The 16,792-nt window shown below is 69.4% G+C and carries 11 protein-coding genes; 1 reads left to right on the top strand and 10 read right to left on the bottom strand.

Annotation, left to right across the window (positions count from 1 at the left end; genetic code table 11):
* Window positions 1-71: 71 nt before the first annotated feature.
* The 4 genes from HNR07_RS18395 to HNR07_RS18410 form a co-directional block, all read right to left on the bottom strand.
* Window positions 72-4,946, bottom strand: a complete 4,875-nt coding sequence (locus HNR07_RS18395) for an NAD-glutamate dehydrogenase (RefSeq protein ID WP_184366046.1) — start codon at window positions 4,944-4,946, stop codon at window positions 72-74.
* 416 nt (window positions 4,947-5,362) lie between these two features.
* A complete protein-coding gene (locus tag HNR07_RS18400; protein WP_184366047.1) occupies window positions 5,363-6,058 on the bottom strand; it encodes an HAD family hydrolase in 696 nt (231 codons plus the stop codon).
* A 446-nt stretch (window positions 6,059-6,504) separates the two neighbouring features.
* Window positions 6,505-8,124, bottom strand: a complete 1,620-nt coding sequence (locus HNR07_RS18405) for an alpha/beta fold hydrolase (protein WP_184366048.1) — start codon at window positions 8,122-8,124, stop codon at window positions 6,505-6,507.
* Window positions 8,125-8,440: 316 nt separating this feature from the next.
* On the bottom strand, window positions 8,441-9,604 hold the full coding sequence (locus HNR07_RS18410; RefSeq protein WP_184366049.1) for a pectate lyase family protein: 1,164 nt from the start codon (window positions 9,602-9,604) through the stop codon (window positions 8,441-8,443).
* 309 nt (window positions 9,605-9,913) lie between these two features.
* On the opposite strand from HNR07_RS18410, the gene HNR07_RS18415 reads away from it, so the two are divergent.
* Window positions 9,914-10,132: a hypothetical protein gene (locus HNR07_RS18415; protein ID WP_184366050.1), complete on the top strand. Its 219-nt coding sequence runs from the start codon at window positions 9,914-9,916 to the stop codon at window positions 10,130-10,132.
* A gap of 909 nt (window positions 10,133-11,041) precedes the next feature.
* On the opposite strand, the gene HNR07_RS18420 is transcribed toward HNR07_RS18415, so the two are convergent.
* From HNR07_RS18420 to HNR07_RS18445, 6 genes are all read right to left on the bottom strand, one after another.
* Window positions 11,042-11,491, bottom strand: coding sequence for a DUF6912 family protein (locus HNR07_RS18420; protein ID WP_184366051.1), 450 nt, complete (start codon window positions 11,489-11,491; stop codon window positions 11,042-11,044).
* A gap of 108 nt (window positions 11,492-11,599) precedes the next feature.
* Entirely contained in the window at window positions 11,600-12,256 is a 657-nt protein-coding gene (locus tag HNR07_RS18425; protein ID WP_184366052.1) for an HAD family hydrolase, read from the bottom strand.
* A gap of 182 nt (window positions 12,257-12,438) precedes the next feature.
* On the bottom strand, window positions 12,439-14,118 hold the full coding sequence (locus HNR07_RS18430; protein WP_184366053.1) for a glycoside hydrolase family 3 protein: 1,680 nt from the start codon (window positions 14,116-14,118) through the stop codon (window positions 12,439-12,441).
* Between the two features lie 203 nt (window positions 14,119-14,321).
* Window positions 14,322-14,810, bottom strand: a complete 489-nt coding sequence (locus tag HNR07_RS18435) for a PTS sugar transporter subunit IIA (protein ID WP_184366054.1) — start codon at window positions 14,808-14,810, stop codon at window positions 14,322-14,324.
* Window positions 14,811-14,916: 106 nt separating this feature from the next.
* Window positions 14,917-15,153 carry a glucose PTS transporter subunit EIIB gene (locus tag HNR07_RS18440; RefSeq protein ID WP_017583262.1) on the bottom strand — a complete coding sequence of 79 codons (237 nt, stop codon included), beginning with the start codon at window positions 15,151-15,153 and terminating at the stop codon, window positions 14,917-14,919.
* Between the two features lie 135 nt (window positions 15,154-15,288).
* On the bottom strand, window positions 15,289-16,779 hold the full coding sequence (locus HNR07_RS18445; RefSeq protein ID WP_184366055.1) for a PTS transporter subunit EIIC: 1,491 nt from the start codon (window positions 16,777-16,779) through the stop codon (window positions 15,289-15,291).
* Window positions 16,780-16,792 lie beyond the last annotated feature (13 nt).

Below are 16,792 nucleotides of genomic sequence, written 5' to 3' on the forward strand. Positions count from 1 at the left end.
AGGGTCCTGAACTGCTCCCCGCACGCCCCTCCGGCTCGTCCCGCGTGTCCCGGGCCCAGGGCCCGCCGCCCCTAGTCGACCAGGGAGCGGATCGACCGCAGCGCCACCGACAGGGTGGCCAGGTCGAAGCGCTCGTTCTCCTGGATCTCCGAGAGCGTGATCCCGGCGCGCTGCACCGCGGTCTCGTTCTGCTCGGCCCACTCGGCGATCAGCTCGGCGTTGGACTCGGCCGAACCCGACTCCAGGACGCGACTGGTCAGGTCCGCGTGCGCCGTGTACAGGTCGTCGCGCAGCGCCGAACGAGCCATCGTGCCCCAGCGGTCGTCCCGCGGCAGGTCGATGATCCGCTCACGCCACCAGCTGATGTTGAACCGGTCGGCCAGCTCGAAGTACAGGCTGGCGACCCGGCCCACCGGCTGGCCGGTGCGGTGCGCGATCTCCACCAGGTCCAGGGTGGAGTAGGCGGGCACCATGACCGCGATCCGCTCGGCCAGCCCGGCGGGCACGCCCAGCGAGGTGTAGCGGTCCCGGCGCTCCTCGAAGGCCTCCCGGTCCCGGCCGCGCAGCAGATCGTGGAGCTGGGGCAGTACCTCCCCCACTCCCTCGGCGAAGAAGCCGATCTCACTGCTGAGGTCGAAGGGGAAGGTGCGGCTGCGCAGCAGCCACCGGGCGGAGCGCTCGGCGAGCTTGCGGATCTCCAGTAGCAGCAGCAGCTGGCTGTCCACGGAGATCTCGTGGTCCAGCTCCTCGATCTCGCCCCAGAACTTGGGCAGGCCGAGGACCTCCTGGGTCACCAGGTAGGCGCGGGCGATGTCCGCGGCGCTGGAGCCCAGCTCCTCGTTGAGGCGGAACGCGTAGGTGATCCCGGACCGGTTGACCATCTGGTTGGTCACCTGGTTGACGATGATCTCCCGGCGCAGCGGGTGCGAGGCCACCTCGTCGGCGAAGCGGTCCGAGCGCAGCGGCGTCGGGAAGTAGTCCGTCAGGGTCGACGCCAGGTAGGGGTCGTCGGCCAGGTCGGACAGGCCGATCTGCTCCTTGAGGCTGATCTTGGTGTAGGAGAGCAGCGTCGCGAACTCGGGGCCGGTCAGCCCCTTGCCCTGGGAGCGCCGCTCGGCGATCGCCTTGTCGGAGGGCAGGTCCTCCTGCTTGCGCTTGAGGACCTTGGTGCGCTCCAGGTGGCGCATGTAGCGGCCGTGGACGTGCAGCATCTCGTGGGTCTGCTTGCGCGCGGCGGCCAGCACGGTGTTCTGGGCGTAGTTGTTGTCCAGGACCAGCGAGGCGACCTCGTCGGTCATGTCGATGAACAGCTGGTCGCGGTCGGCCTGGGCCAGCTCGCCGGCCCGTACCTCGCGATCCAGCATGATCTTGATGTTGACCTCGTGGTCGGAGGTGTCCACACCGGCGGAGTTGTCGATGAAGTCACTGTTGACCCGGCCGCCCTCGCGGGCGAACTCGATCCGGGCGGGCTGGGTCAGGCCCAGGTTTCCGCCTTCGCCGACCACCTTCACCCGCAGCTGGGTGGCGTCCACGCGGACCTGGTCGTTGGCCTTGTCGCCCACCTCGGCGTGGGTCTGGCCGCTGGCCTTGACGTAGGTGCCGATGCCGCCGTTCCAGAGCAGGTCCGCCGGCGCGGTGAGCACGTGCTGGATGAGCTCGTTCGGGGTGAGCGCGGTGACGCCGTCCTCGATGCCCAGAACCTCGCGCACCTGCGGGGTGATCGGGATGGACTTGGCCGTGCGCGGGTGCACGCCGCCGCCCTCGGAGATCAGGTCGGCGGAGTAGTCCTCCCAGGTGCTCCGCGGGAGGCGGAACACGCGTTCGCGCTCGGCCCAGGAGACGGCGGGGTCCGGGTTCGGGTCGAGGAAGACGTGCCGGTGGTCGAAGGCGGCGACCAGCTTGATCTGCTTGGACAGCAGCATGCCGTTGCCGAAGACGTCACCGGACATGTCGCCGATACCGACGACGGTGAAGGGCTCTTCCTGGACGTTGACGCCCATCTCGCGGAAGTTGTACTTGACCGACTCCCAGGCGCCGCGGGCGGTGATGCCCATCGCCTTGTGGTCGTAGCCGACCGAGCCGCCGCTGGCGAAGGCGTCGCCCAGCCAGAAGCCGCGCTCCTTGGAGATGCCGTTGGCGATGTCGGAGAAGGTCGCGGTGCCCTTGTCGGCGGCGACCACCAGGTAGGAGTCGTCGCTGTCGTGCAGGACGGTGCGCTCGGGGTGCACGATCCGGCCGTCGACGAGGTTGTCGGTGACGTCCAGCAGGGCGCTGATGAACTGCTTGTAGCAGGAGACGACCTCGGCCATCACCTCCTCGCGGCCGCCGCCCGCGGGCAGGCGCTTGCAGACGAACCCGCCCTTGGCGCCGCTGGGCACGATCACGGAGTTCTTGACCATCTGCGCCTTGACCAGGCCGAGGATCTCGGTCCGGAAGTCCTCGAACCGGTCCGACCAGCGCAGGCCGCCGCGGGCCACGGAGCCGAAGCGCAGGTGGACGCCCTCCACGCGCGGCGAGTAGACGTACATCTCGAACCGGGGCCGCGGGTGCGGCAGGTCCGGGATCTCCTGCGGGTTGAGCTTGAACACCAGGCGGCCTTGGGAGCCGTGCTGGTAGTGGTTGGTGCGCAGGGTGGCCCGGATGACCGCCAGGAACGAACGCAGGATGCGGTCGTGGTCCAGGCTGGCCACGGCCTCCAGCGCGCTCTCGATCTTGGCCACGAGGGTCCCGGCGCGCTCGTCGCGGCCCTCGTCGGGCTGGTCCGGGTCGAAGCGGGCCTCGAAGAGCTCCACGAGCAGGTTGGCGATCCCGACGTTGGCGACCAGGACGTCGGCCAGGAAGTCGGGGGTGAAGGTGGAACCGGTCTGCCGCAGGTACTTGGCGTAGGCGCGCAGGACGGTGAGCTGGCGCCAGTCCAGTCCGGCCCGCACCACCAGGGCGTTGAACCGGTCGGACTCGCCCAGGTCGCGCCAGGAGGCGTCGAAGGCGTCCTCGAAGAGCGACTTGAGGCGGGCCGGGGACAGGTCGGAGGCTTCCAGCGGGCCGAGGCCGAAGTCGTAGATCCAGACGCGGCCGACCCCGTCGACGGTGATGTCGTAGGGCAGTTCGTCGATGACCTCGATGCCCAGGTGCTCCAGGACGGGCAGCACGCGGGACAGGGAGATGGGGTCGCCGATCCGGGCCAGGCGGAACCGCCAGGTCGTGGCGTCCGCGCCCTCGGGCTGGTAGAGGCTGGCCGAGAACTCGCCCTGGCGGGCGTCCGGCGCGGCGCGCTGGAGCAGCTCCTCGATCCGGGCGATGTCCCGGGCGGCCACCACGGGGTCGTTGTCGACCTTGTAGGCCTCGGTGAGCCCGGGGCCGTAGCGTTCCTTGAGCGTGGTGGCGCGGGTGGGGCCGAACGCGTCGACGAGGGCGTCGTCGAAGTCCGCGTCCCAGGAGCGGGCGGCCTGGCGGACCTTCTCCTCCAGGGCCACCTGGTCGATGTCGGCGAGGGTCCGGCCGGGCTGGGCGCGGGCCACCAGGTACAGGCGGGCCAGCGGGGCGGCGCCGATCATCACGTTGTGGTCCATGGTGGCGCCCTGGAAGGCGTCGGCGAGAACCTTCTGGATGTCGAGGCGCACCTGGGTGCTGTACTCGTCGCGCGGCATGTACACGAAGCAGGACATGTACCGGCCGCCGTAGGGGTCGCGGCGCATGAACAGCTTGGTGCCGCGGCGGTCGCGCAGGCGCATGACGCCGCGCACGATGCTGTAGAGCTCGCCCACCGGGATCTGGAGGAGTTCCTCGCGCGGGAAGGTCTCCAGGAGCTCGATGAGGTCCTTGCCGTCGTAGCTGTCGGCCTCGAACCCGGCCAGGGACAGGACCTCGGCCTGCTTGCGGCGCAGGATGGGGATCTGGGCGATGCTGCTGGTGTTGGCCTGGGAGGTGAAGAGCCCGAGGAAGCGGCGCTCGCCGACGATGTTGCCCTGGGAGTCGAACTTCTTGGCGCTGATGTAGTCCAGGTACTTGGGCCGGTAGACGGTGGCGCGGGAGTTGGCCTTGGTGAGCACCAGGATGTAGGGCTCGCGGGCCTTGGCACGGATCTCCGGGGGCAGAGCCGCGAAGCTGGTGGAGGCGGGCGAGTCCATCCGCAGGATGCCCAGGCCCGTGCCGGGCTCGGGGCGCAGCGAGTCGTCGCCGTTCTCGTCGGTGACCAGGGCGTACTCGCGGTAGCCCATGAAGGTGAAGTGGCGTCCGGCGATCCAGCGCAGGAAGTCGACGCTCTCGCCGATCTCGCGGGGGTCGACACCGCCCGCGACCAGGCGGTCGGGGTAGGCGGAGAGCTCGTCGGCGATCCGGATGACCCGGTCGCTCATCTTCGCGGAGTCCTCGTCCACGTAGCGGACGTCGTTGAGGACGCTCTCCAGCTTGGTGGTGATCTCCTTGACCCGCTCGGGGTCGCTCTGCCGGTCGATCTCGATGTGCATCCACGACTCGTCGGTGGGCAGCAGGCCGTCACCGCCGATCTCCGGGTCGACCTCGACGAGGTGTCCGGACAGGTCGCGGCCGACGGTCATCTGGGGGTGGATGATCAGCCGCACACCGGCGCCCAGCTCACTGAGGGCCATGGTCACGGAGGAGACGAGGAAGGGCGCGTTGTCGGTGACGATCTCGACGATGCTGGTCTGCTGTTCCCAGCCGTCACGTTCGACAGTGGGGGTGTAGACCCTGACCTTGGCCCGCCCCGGAGCGCGTTCGGCGCCGAAGGAGCGGTGCGCCTCGGCGGTCCCGCACACCTGTTCGGGGGTGCGCCCGCTGATCTCCTCGGGGTCCGTGTGCCGGTAGTAGAGGGGGAGAAAACGGCGGATCGCGTCGGCGGCTTCGGGACTCAGTCGGTCCCCGGGGGTCCACCGGGAAGCCGCGTCGCTGAGCAGCTTCTGGAGGATGACGTCGGATTGCCCGGACATAGGGATCTCTCACTCCTTTGTGAGCAACATCGCACGAGCGCGAGTAGAGCGCCTGGGAGAACACCCGGTCATGTGACGTGTGTGGCTCGTCAGTCGACCTGTGGACTTCTGTCCTGTGAACTTCTGTGCTGGGTTGTGACTTCTCGTGAGGCTCTTGGGCCGCAAGGGACCCACGAGGCTGGTGGTTGGGTTGGTACCTGTGCGCACAGGTGGCGTCAATCGAGGCGCTGGAACGTCGTTGTCCCCGCCTCTGCACTGCCCCCACTCGGTGGGGACCGTGACCAGGCTACTGCTTTTCGCGCCCGAGAACAGGACCAACACCGTTACACGGTGGTTACGCACTGTTAGAAACGGATTGCGGTAGACCTTGAGGTGAACGCTGGAACGCACGGCGGCCCCAGTGTAGCTTGCGGTCGTTATCGAGCCGTTGCCTGGTGCACGGCGGTCATCACGGCCCTGGGGTCGCTCAGGTCGGGAAGCACGATCTGCGCCCCGGCCTCCCGGAGCTGGCCCTCGGTGGTCGAACCGTTGAGCACCGCGATCGGGATCGCTCCGCCGATCATCGCCGCGCGCACGTCCGGGGCGGAGCCGGTGATGAACACCGTCTCCTCCTCGGCGTAGACGCGACCGCCCTCACCGGCGGCGTGGAGGCGGATGGACTGGATCAGGCTGGACTTGGGGTAGTTCACCGAACCGAACCCGCCCACGGCCAAATTCAGATGGGTGTCCAGGCCGAAGGCGACCAGCTTGGCGGTGGCGTTGGCCCGGGTGCTCCCGCTGACCACGGTCTGCACCGTGTCCGGGAACGAGGCCACGGCGGCGAGGGACGCGGCGGCGCCGGGCATGACCCGGCCCTTGGCGAGGAGCTGGTCGTGCCGGGCGGCGAAAGCCGTCTCCAGAGCGGCCAGGAAGTCGCCCAGCACCTCGTTGTCGGGTTCGAGGTCGACGTAGTTGCGGGCACAGAACTCGAAGAACATCTCCGAGTCGGTGCGGCCCGCGGCCGAGGTCAGGTAGACCAGCGGTTCGCCCGTGACCTTCTCGAAGGCCTCGGCGTAGGCGGCCCTCATCACCTGCCCCACATCGAGGAGGGTGAGGTCGATGTTCCATAGCACCAGGCGGCTGATGGCTGACTCCTCGGCGGTCGGGGGTGGGGTTCGGTACTCGGGGTCGGGGGGGACCCCACCATTGTGCCGGATGGGAGATTCAGGGAGGAAACGGAGTCCGGAGCCGGCCAGGCACCACAGGCACGCCGGACAGCGGGGGAAGGCGGGTCGGCGTCACTGCCCCCGAAGCGGGCGAGCTCGTGGACGGGGACCTCTTCACGGCCGGAGACTCCTACGCGAGAGCTTCCGGGCTGGACGAGAGCTTCCGGGCTGGACGAGGTGCCCGACCTGCCCGAGGAGTGCGCCCCGGAGGGTGAGTTCGTCACGATCAACCAGGGCTCACTCAAGAAGGGCCCGTATGGGGAGGACTCCCCCTGAGCCCGGCCCATGGGTTCCAGGGCAGGGGCCGGGAACGTGGTTTCGCGTTCCCGGCCCCTGCGGTCTGCTGCTTCGGGCTACTCCCGTCCGCCCCCGCCCTGGGCCCGGCTCAGGACGTCGGCGACCGACGCGACATCGGGGTCCGGCACCGCCTCCAGGAGCGGCAGGGGCTCCTCGAAGTCGACCGGAGCCGCCTCGCAGCGGGTGCCGTCCGCTGGCAGCTCCTGGTGGATCAGGTAGTCGTCGACGACCTCGGTGGTGCAGTCGGTGCGGCCGTAGACACCGTGACCGGCGCCCTCATAGGTGACGAGCACGCCGTCGTCGCCGAGCTGGTCGGCCAGGTTCACCGCCCAGTTGTACCCGGTGGCCGGGTCGTGCAGCGAGTTGATGACCATCAGCGGCTCACTGCCGCTCACGTCGGTCGGGGCCTGGGGGTTGCGCACATCCGTCTGTCCGAGGCAGTTGGCGACGTCGTCGACCGCGAGCATGCCGTAGCGCACGTCGGGGGCGAGGAGCCGCTCACCACTGCGCATGAGCGCCTTCCAGTCGCCGTAGCCACGCACCGGAAGGCTGTAGTCGTTGCACAGCACCGCCGGGTAGGGGTAGGGCACCAACCCGTCGGGGATCTCGTTGTCGGCCGCTTCCGAAGCGTCAGCCGTCTCCGCCGGACCGTCGTCCGCCAACGGAAGCTCGATGCTCTCCGGATCGTCCAACCACGCCAGCGTCGAGGCGAAGTCGTGCCAGCCCGGCCCGTAGCCGGAGGAGAACGCCGCGCCGATGAGGTCCTCCGCGGTCACCTCCCACGAACCGTCGGGGTCCTCGATGACGAGTTCGCCCGCGTCGGCACGCTTCAGCAGATCCGTCCACAGCGCGCGCGGGTCCTGCCCGTTCAGTTCGCACTGGGTGCTGCCCTCACACCAGGCGACGAAGGCGTCGAAGGAGTCCTGCGCGGCCTCCGCCTGGGTCGACAGGTACTGCTTGGTGTCGAGGTCGTGGTCCATCACGCTGTCGAGCACGACGGCGCGGACCCGCTCCGGGTAGGTCGCGGCGTACTGCTGGCCCATGAGCGTTCCGTAGGAGACACCGAAGAACGACAGCTGTTCGTCGCCCACGGCGGCCCGGATCGCCTCGATGTCGTGGACGACGCTGAGGGAGTCGACGTGGTCGTACAGCGGTCCGGTGTGCTCCCGGCAGTCCTCGCGCAGGTCATCGTTGTAGGCGGCGCGCGCGTCGAGTTCGGCCCGGCTGTCGAACAGGGAGCCTGGGCCCCCCTCCAAGGTCTCGAGCGAGCACAGGACCGGGTGGCTGTCGCCGACCCCACGGGGGTCGAAACCGACGATGTCGAACCTGTCGAGGACCTCGGGGCTGAAGACCTCCGGCGCGATGAGCGCGAAGCCCACCCCGGAGCCGCCGGGGCCGCCGGGGTTGATCACCAGGGACCCGATGCGCGCGTCGGGGTCGCTCGCGGGGATACGGGCCAGGGCTAGGTCGATCGTCTCGCCGTCGGGGTCGCCCCAGTCGATCGGGACGGTCAGGGTGCCGCATTCGGCGTCGGGGCTCTCCTCCTCCCCGCACGTCTCCCAGTCGATGCTCTGGACCGGGGCCTCGGGGAGGGGGTCGGCCAGGGCGGGCGGCGCCATGAGGGGTACGGCCAGCCCTGGCACGAGGATGAGGGGGAGCAGCGCTCCACGCTTCATTCACTTCTCCTTCGGGGGTCGACGCTCTACTACGGAGAATCTTCTGCGGAGAACCGCAGACAACGGGGGTATCGCCATCCGGTCTGTGGACGGTTCTCTGAATACCCGGGAGTTGCCGGAGAAACCGTCCGCCACACTCCGGGATTCCGCCTAGCTCGTGTGCGCGCCGCCTTCCTGGACGGGAACTCCTGGTTTCCAGGGCACGAACTCCTGGAACGCGAAAAGGCGCCGAAGACCTCCACGGCCCTCGGCGCCCAATGCAGCTTTCCCCATTCCTAGGGCTGTTTTCCCAGCTCCCAGAGCTGTTTCCCGTTTCCTAGGGCTGGACGGCGATCACGCCGGTGCCAGCGCCGGCCTCCACGGCGGTCTTGGCGTCCTCGGGGCTCTGCGCCTCGTACTCGTAGGGCACCGTGAAGTCGGTGGTCGACTCCAGGTGCTCGTGCGGGGTATCCACGAACACGTTGTCGACCAGGTTCCAGTAACCCGTCTCGGAACTGCCGTACCACCAGCCCACCGGACCCTGGATCTGATCGGCATGGGTGTCCACCTCACCCGATCCGACGTTGTCGAAGTGGTTGCCCTCGACCAGGACGCGAGCACCCATCCGGGCGTTGATCGCCGAACCGTCGATGTCCCGGTACACGTTGTTGAGCATGTGCACGTCCGCGTGGCGCACCAGCGGCACCCGGGTGTTCAGATTGCTGAACAGGTTGTGGTGAAAGGTGATCCGGTCCGGACCGGAACCGGCGTTGTCGTTGTGGCCCACCAGCGAGGTCTTCCAGTGGTCCTCGAACTTGTTCCAGGAGACGGTGACGTACTCCGAACCGTGCTTGATGTCGACCAGACCGTCGTAGAAGTCCTTGTCGACACCCTCCTTCTCACTGCTGAACTCGTTGTGGTCGATCCACACGTTCGAGCTGTTCTCGGTCACCTCCAGGGCGTCGCCCTCGCCCTGGGAGACGTTGCGGATCGCCAGGTTGCGGAAGACGACGTTCTCCGAACGGGTGACCTTGAAACCGATCCCGTCGAACCGACCGTCCTCGCCCACACCCAGGATGGAGACGTTGGAGACGTCCTTGACGTCGATCTTGTCCTGGCTGACCTGGTCCGGGGTGACGGTGACGTCGACGTAGACGACCAGGCCCTCGTCGGAGTCGGCCCGGATGTGCTCTTTGAGGACCTCGTAGAGCGCCTCGCCCGGAGTACCCTCCTCGCTCCAGGAGGAGTACTCGCTCAGCAGGTGCTCGTTGACGGTGTCGGCTCCGAAACCACCGGTGGTCCCACCGTTCATCGACGCGTAGCCGACCGGCTCGTCGCTGAGGGGGTCGGCGGTGGCAGCGGCGTCGAGCGTGTCGGTGTTCCCGCTGAGCTCATCGCTTCCGGTGCTTCCGGGGACGAGGAACCAGGCTCCCGCGAACAGGCCGAGGCCGGCGGTGGCGGCGAGCCCCAGGAGTGCGGGCCTCTTTTTCTTAGTCGTCATGGCTTTCCCTTTCGACCGGCGGCAGCGGGGACACGGGGGTAACGAGAAAACGCCGCCGGCAAGCGCGCACAGACCGAAACCAACAGGAATGGCGCGCTGATGGAGCATCCTGTACCACCCGTGGAAAGAATGTCAAACCCTACTGTTCAGGGCACTGCGGAAAGTGATTTCCCACTGGACCAGCCATTCTGGAAATTTTCCAGAACCGCGCTCTAGTGAGACTTTCACCATAAAAACAACCGAGGTCACAGCGGGAAAGCCGAGGAAATCCACAACCCGTCGAGCGCGGTGCCCGCCTACGACGAGTGCATGCGCGAAGAAGGCGTGGACATGCCCGCCCCCGGCCCCGACGGGTCCTTGGACCTGGACGGCGTGGACGTGACCGGTGACGACTACGCGGCCGACGGCGCCCCCTCTCCGCCCAGCTTCCGACTGTGGTCCTGGGCTCCCGGGCGCCCGAAAGCCTGGGGGTCGGCTCCGAGGGCATGGGCCAGCGGGCGAGGCTCGGCGGCCAGTGGTTCACCGTGATCGGAGTACTCGCCCCCTCCTCCTCGCCCCCGAGCTGGAGACCGCGGCCCTCATCGGATGACCCGTCGCCGTATCGGCTCTGGGCTCCTCCGGGGACGTCACGGCGGTCTACACCCGGATCTCCCCCGGCCAGGTCGAGGAGGTCCGCGCTGTGTTGGCCCTGGGCAAGCCGGGGTGTCCGTAACCTGCGTCTGGGGGTGTCCGCTGCTTCCAAACTCCCCCCTCACCCCCGATGATCTTGCTACCAGGGGCAAGTTCGGCGCCGAACTTGCCCCTGGTAGCAAGATCATCTTCGAAAAGGGGGGCGAAACCGGGCCCAGGGGGCCGGACGGGCCGCTGGTGGTGTTCGCCAGCACGCATGACCGGCCGCGACACCCGACCCGATCCCCGCAGGCCTGGGGAGGCCGCTACCGTCGCTGCTGCTTTCCCGTCCGGGGAAGTGACCGGCCGCGACACGGCCAGGCGCTGGGCTCCGGCCTGGGGGGGCACCGGCCGAAGGCCGCGCAGTTGGTAGTTACCGTTGGGCCCTCGCCCCCCCTGGGGGCCCGTCTACCACCCCGGACCGCACCTGCCCCGTTCCCCGACAGCCGCCCACCACCCTCGCAACGAAGCGGGTCAAGAAGGTAGAGCGCCCCACCCCGCGAAGCGCCCCGAGGGCGAGGCCCTTGACGCGCACAGCACGGACCGCCGCCATCACGCGGCGGGAAACGGGGAACCCCGAACCCCCGAACCCCCGAACCCCCGAACCCCAGAAACGAAACCCCAGACCCCACACCGGACGCCCTACCCGAGCCCGAGCCTGACCCAGAGAAGCCCTCCCAGGTCAGCCTCTCCGCTTCTCCGGGCCCCAACGCCGCGGATCCGCCACAGCATCAGGTCAGGCCCGGGCCCGAGGTGCGAGCCCGCGCTCTACTCCTCCACGAGGTAGCGGAGCTCCTGGACGGCGAACCACATGAGTTCGTGGTCCTGGGCGGCCCCGGAGGCCGGGTCCGCGGCGGCCTCGGCGATGTCGGGGGCCGCGTCGGCGTCGTCCACGTGGGCGGACTTGAGCTTCTTGTAGGGCACGCCCCCCAGGACTTTGACCCGGGCGACGCCGTCAGCGTGGCGGTCCTGGTGTTCCACGACGTGGTCGGGCATCTCGGCGGCCAGCACCACGCGGCGGCGGGGCGCTTCGGGGTCCTCGGCGAGGAGTCCGAGCGAGGCCTCGGCGGCCGCGTACATGGCGTCGTACTCGGCCTCCTCGGCGTCTCCGTCGGGGCCTTCGTCGGCGGTGAAGGCGATGAGGGACTCGCCTTGCAGGCGGCCCTCGTCGAGCAGGGCGGCCAGGGCGGGGACGGTACTGGGCAGGAAGACGTACATGGGCACTCCAGGGCGCGGTCGGATCCCTACGAGTTTCCCAAAGAACCCGAGGTGACCGGACCGGCGCCCCACCGACCGGGTCGGGGCCGGGCCGAGATCAGGCCAGGGTCAGGCCGGCTGGCGTTCGCGTTCTCCCTCGGAGGCCAGGAAACGGGACAGCTCCCGGCGGGTGCTCTCCACGTCGGTGTGCAGGATGCCGGTCATACCCAGGGACTCGGCGGTCTCGATGTTGTGTGCCAGGTCGTCGATGAACACGCACTCCTCGGGCTCCAGGCCCAGGCTCCGGCAGGTGTGCAGGTAGATGCGTTCCTCGGGCTTGCGCATGCCCACCTCGCCGGAGATGACCACCGTGTCGAAGGTGGCGGCGAAGTGCTCGCGGGGGTAACCGTTGCCCCAGGAGTTGGACAACAGCGCGGTGCCGTGCCCGCTCCCCCTCGCGTGGCGCAGGGCTTCGTACATGTCGTGGACCGGGTCGAAGTTCGAGAACATGCGCTCGATGAGGCCCTCGGCCCGCACCGGGCCGCCGTGGGTGGAGCGCAGCAGGGCGGCGAGGTCGCGCTCGAACTCCCGGGTGTCGATCTCGCCCCGCTCCAGCGCGTGCACGGGGTTGTCCGGCACGCTGCCGTCGAAGTAGGGGCGCATGACCTCGTAGTAGTGGTCGATGTCGATGCGGTCGGCCCTGAGCCAGGCCTGGATTCCGTCGGGCAGGGGTGGGGTGAGCACACCGCCCCAGTCGGAGATGACCCCTCGTCGGGTGCCGGTCATCCGATCGCCTCCTTCGGTGATCGCCGTAGGGACCACCCGCCCGGCCCTTCGGGCTTGGCGAAGGACCGGGCGGGGAACGGTTCTTCCCGTTCCCCGCCCGGTTCAACCTTCGTGAAACCCGCCAAGCACGCGAAGTACCGGAAACCGGACTCTCGGCGGCCCGGAGCTCAGCGGCCCCGTTCTCAGTAACCCAGACCGGTCCCCGAGCCCACGTCGGCGCCGGGGATGTCCACCGGCAGCTTCCCGGAGGGGTTGATCTCCCCCGCGATCGCCTTGGCCGCGGCCACCCGGGAGACCTCCACCGCCGAGTACAGGGCGATGTAACCCGCCACCTCGGGGAACGCCTCCAGGTCGTAGGGGCCGCCCTGGGCGACCACGACGACCGGTGTGCCCGCGGCCTCGCCCGCGGAGACCATGCCCTGCTGCTCCTGCGAACCGCGGGCGCCGTTGGTACCCACCACGAGCACCTCCTCCCCGCTGTCCACGACCTCCAGCCCGGACTCGGCCAGGGCCGGGGAGATCCGGTCCGCGCCCACACCCTGGACTCGCACACGCGTGCCCGCGGCGAGCGGCAGGAGGTCCCCGGCGTTCTGGACGAGGGTCACGGAGGCGTCGGCCACCCGCTGGGCGGCTTCGGCGTGCTCGGGGACCTCCAGGGCCTCGGCGGCCTCGGCCGGGTCGGCGGACCCGCCCTCGAGGATCCCGCGCTTCTCCTTGAGCGTGAGGATGCGCAGCACCGACTGGTCGATGCGCTCCTCGGTGAGGCGGCCGCTCTCGACCGCCTCACGGATCGCGGAGACCGCGGCGCCCGGGTCCGGCGGCATGAGCAGCTGGTCCACCCCCGCCTCCACGACGCGCACGGCGATCTCGCCGTCGGCGTGGCGCTGGCGCACGCCCTCCATGTTGAGGGCGTCGGTGGTGACCACGCCGTCGTATCCGAGCTCCTCGCGCAGGATGCCGTCGATGATCGCCGGGGACAGCGTGGCCGGGTCCGGGTCCTCGTCGGTGTCCAGCTGCGGCATGAGCACGTGGGCGGTCATGATCGCGTCCACGTCGGCGTCCACGGCGGCCTGGAACGGAGGCAGGTGCTCGGCCTCCCAGCGCTCGCGCGGCAGGTCGATGACGGGCAGACCCGTGTGGCTGTCGACGTCGGTGTCCCCGTGGCCCGGGAAGTGCTTGACCACCGGGGCCACGCCGTGTTCGGCGTAGGCGGCGGCCTCGGCGAGCACCATCTCCGAGACCAGGTCCGGATCGGAACCGAAGGAGCGGATCCCGATGACCGGGTTGTCGGGGTCGGTGTTGACGTCGGCGTCTGGCGCGTAGTTCATGTTGATGCCGACGGCGGTGAGCTCGTCGGCGGTGGTGGCGGCGCGCAGGGCGGCGAGCTCGGTGTCACCGGTGGCGCCGACCGCCATGGCGTCCGGGAACAGGGTGCCCACGGGCATCCGGACCACCAGGCCCTGCTCCTGGTCGATGCTGAGGAACAGCGGGACTCCCTGCCCCTGTTCGGCGGCCAGGTCCTGGACGCCCGAGGACATCTCGGCGATCTGCTCGGCGTCGTTGAGGTTGGCGTCGAAGTAGATGATGCCGCCGGGGCGGTGCGCCTCGATCATCGCGGCGTTGTCGGCGGCAGTGGTTCCCTGCGCGGTGAGGACCAGGAGCTGGCCGATCTTGTCGTCCAGGTCCATGTCCGCGAGCAGCTGGGGCGCCAGGACCGGCTCGAAGGGCTCGGCCGTGGCGCCGGGGCTCGTCTCGTCGTTCTCAGGCGAGGGGTCCACCTCCTCGGGTGTGGAACAGGCTGTGGTGATCAGGGTGAGGGCCACGCAGGCCGGGGCCAGGGCGCGTGGAACGGACGGTCGCATAAGGGACTTCATCTCCGCCGAGTCGCTGGTTGCGGGCGGAGGATACCCGGTCATGGGACCGGGCGAGACGCACCCCGCCGGGGCAACGACCATGGTGGGGTCCGGGACGAGGCCCCGGGTTCAGCTCGGGCCCGCCCAGACGCGTTGAGGGGCGGGCGAAGCCGCCCCGGTGAGACCGGAAAGATCGCTGCGGTCGGGGAAGGTCACTCCCAGACGAACAGCGCCTCCCCCGGCTCGACTGCGCCGCAGGCCAGTTCGGAGAGGGCGCCGGGCTCGGCGTCCAGGGCCACCACGGGCACGACCGAGGGTTTGCCCAGGGAGGCCACCATGCCGGGTGACCAGCGCACCACCGGGGTGCCCTCCGCCACCTGCGATCCCTCCTCGGCGAGGAGGGTGAAGCCCTCGCCCGCGAGCTGCACGGTGTCGATGCCCAGGTGGACGAGGACACCGCGCCGGTTGTCGGCGGCCATGACCACGTAGGCGTGCGGGTGGAGCTTGACCAGGGTCCCGGCGATGGGGGCGACCGCCTCGTGCCAGGACTCCTGGCCGCCTTCCTGGCCCGGTTCGGGATGGACCGCCACACCGGGCCCGACCATGCTCTGGGAGAACACGGGGTCCGGCACCGTCTCCAGGGACATGGCCGTTCCGGTGACGGGGGAGAGTACGCGCAGCGCACGGTTCACGTCTGACATGGGGGAGGTCTTCCCCGGGGGCGGGACTTAACCCGGAAAAGGGCCGACCAGAAGAGCACAAAGGCCTGACTTTCTCCGGCCCGCCCCTCCGGGACTGTCCCACGGGCTATTCCAGCAGGTCCCGGATGTCGTCGGTGAGGGAGTCCGCCTCCGGGCCGACCACGACCTGGACGACCCTGCCCGAGACGAGGACACCGTGCGCGCCCGCCGCCTTGAGATCGGCCTCCCGCACGAGTGCCGGGTCGCTGACCTCGGTGCGCAGCCGGGTGATGCAGGCCTCGATGTCCTCGATGTTGGCCGCGCCGCCCAGCCCGGCGACGATCGCCGTTGCCTTGTCCGCCATGTGCCCTCCGTGCTCTACCCGGGTTCGCGTGTCCCGGGGGTTGTGAGCCGAGCTTAGAGGTGGTGTGCCTCACACGCCAGAGTCGGCGCGGTAGCCAGTTCGGCGGTGGGGTCGATCGTCGCCGGGAACCGGATGTCAGTCGGTGCGGCCGGTGTCTCCGTCGGGCTTGCCGCCGGAATCCTTGCCGGGCGGGGCGTCGGGGCCGGGTTCCGTCGTGCCGTCGGCGGTGGCCGGGGCGGCCGCGGCGAGCTCTTCCTCGTCGCGTTCACGTCCCGGGGTGGGGAAGTTGAGCTTCGTGATCAGCAGGTAGAAGACCCCGAAGTAGACCAGGAAGTAGAACGCCCCGAACAACAACAGGATCCCCAGCCCTTGGGTGTTGTCCTTCGTGGCGTTCAGCAACAGGTCGATCAGGCCCGCTGAGAAGCCGAAGCCCAGTTGGACGTCGAGGGCGTTCATCAGTGCCATGGAGATACCGGTGAGCACGACGTGCACCGCGAACAGCACCGGGGCCACGAAGATGAACGCGAACTCCACCGGCTCGGTGATGCCCGTGACGAACGCGGTCAGCGCCGCCGGGATCATGAGCGAGCCCACCTGCGCCCGCCTGGCCTTGGACGCGGTCAGCCAGATGGCCAGCGCGGCGCCCGGCAGGCCGAACATCAGCACCGGGAAGAAGCCGGACAGCATGCCGCCCGCGGTCGGGTCCCCGGCGAAGTAGCGGGGGATCTCTCCGTGGATGACCGTGCCGTCGTCGGCGGTGTAGGTGCCGGAGACGAACCAGATGAACGAGTTCACCACGTGGTGCAGGCCCATCGGCAACAGGATGCGGTTGATGACCCCGTAGATACCCGCGCCGAGCGCGCCCGCGCCGATGATGCTCTCACCCAGGTTCTGGATCCACATGCCGACGATCGGCCAGAGCAGGCCCAGCACCACGCCCATGCCCAGACCGGCCAGGGCCGTGACGATGGGGACGAAGCGGCGTCCGCCGAAGAAGCCCAGCCAGGTGGGCAGTTTGATGCGGTGGTAGCGCTGCCACAGCACGGCGGCGATCAGACCGATCGCGATCCCGCCGAGCACGTCGGTGGGGTTCTTGACCGCGTGGTTGATCACCGGTGCGACGGCGTTGACCGCCTCGGGGTCGGTGAGCGGTTCCCTGGTCACCGGATCGGTGGCCAGGGGGTAACTGGTCAGCCGGGAGCCGATGTCGCCGGTGGCGCCGTCGAAGGCCACCATCGTCCAGGTGGAGACCCGGTCGAAGACCAGGTAGCCGACCACGGCGGCCAGGGCCGTGGAGCCGTCGGCGCGTTTGGCGAAGCCGATGGCCACACCGATGGCGAACAGCAGCGGCAGAGCTTCGAAAATGGCTTCACCGGCGGTGCCGACCGCGCCGGAGACCGGCTGCATCCAGCCCATCCCGTTGAGCCCGGCCAGGCCGTCGGCGCCGAGGAGGTCGTCCTGGCCGAGGCGGAGCAGGATCGCGGCGGCGGGCAGGACCGCGATCGGCATCATCAGGCTGCGGCCGAGCCGTTGGAGCAGGGCCAGGGCCGTGGAGCCGCGCTTGGCCGCGGGTGCGGACTCGGTGGAGGAGGCCGAAGAGGCCTCGGCGGGTGTGGGGTCCGACATGGTGGGGGGTCCT

This window comes from Nocardiopsis metallicus, assembly GCF_014201115.1.
GTDB classification, from domain to species: domain Bacteria; phylum Actinomycetota; class Actinomycetes; order Streptosporangiales; family Streptosporangiaceae; genus Nocardiopsis; species Nocardiopsis metallicus.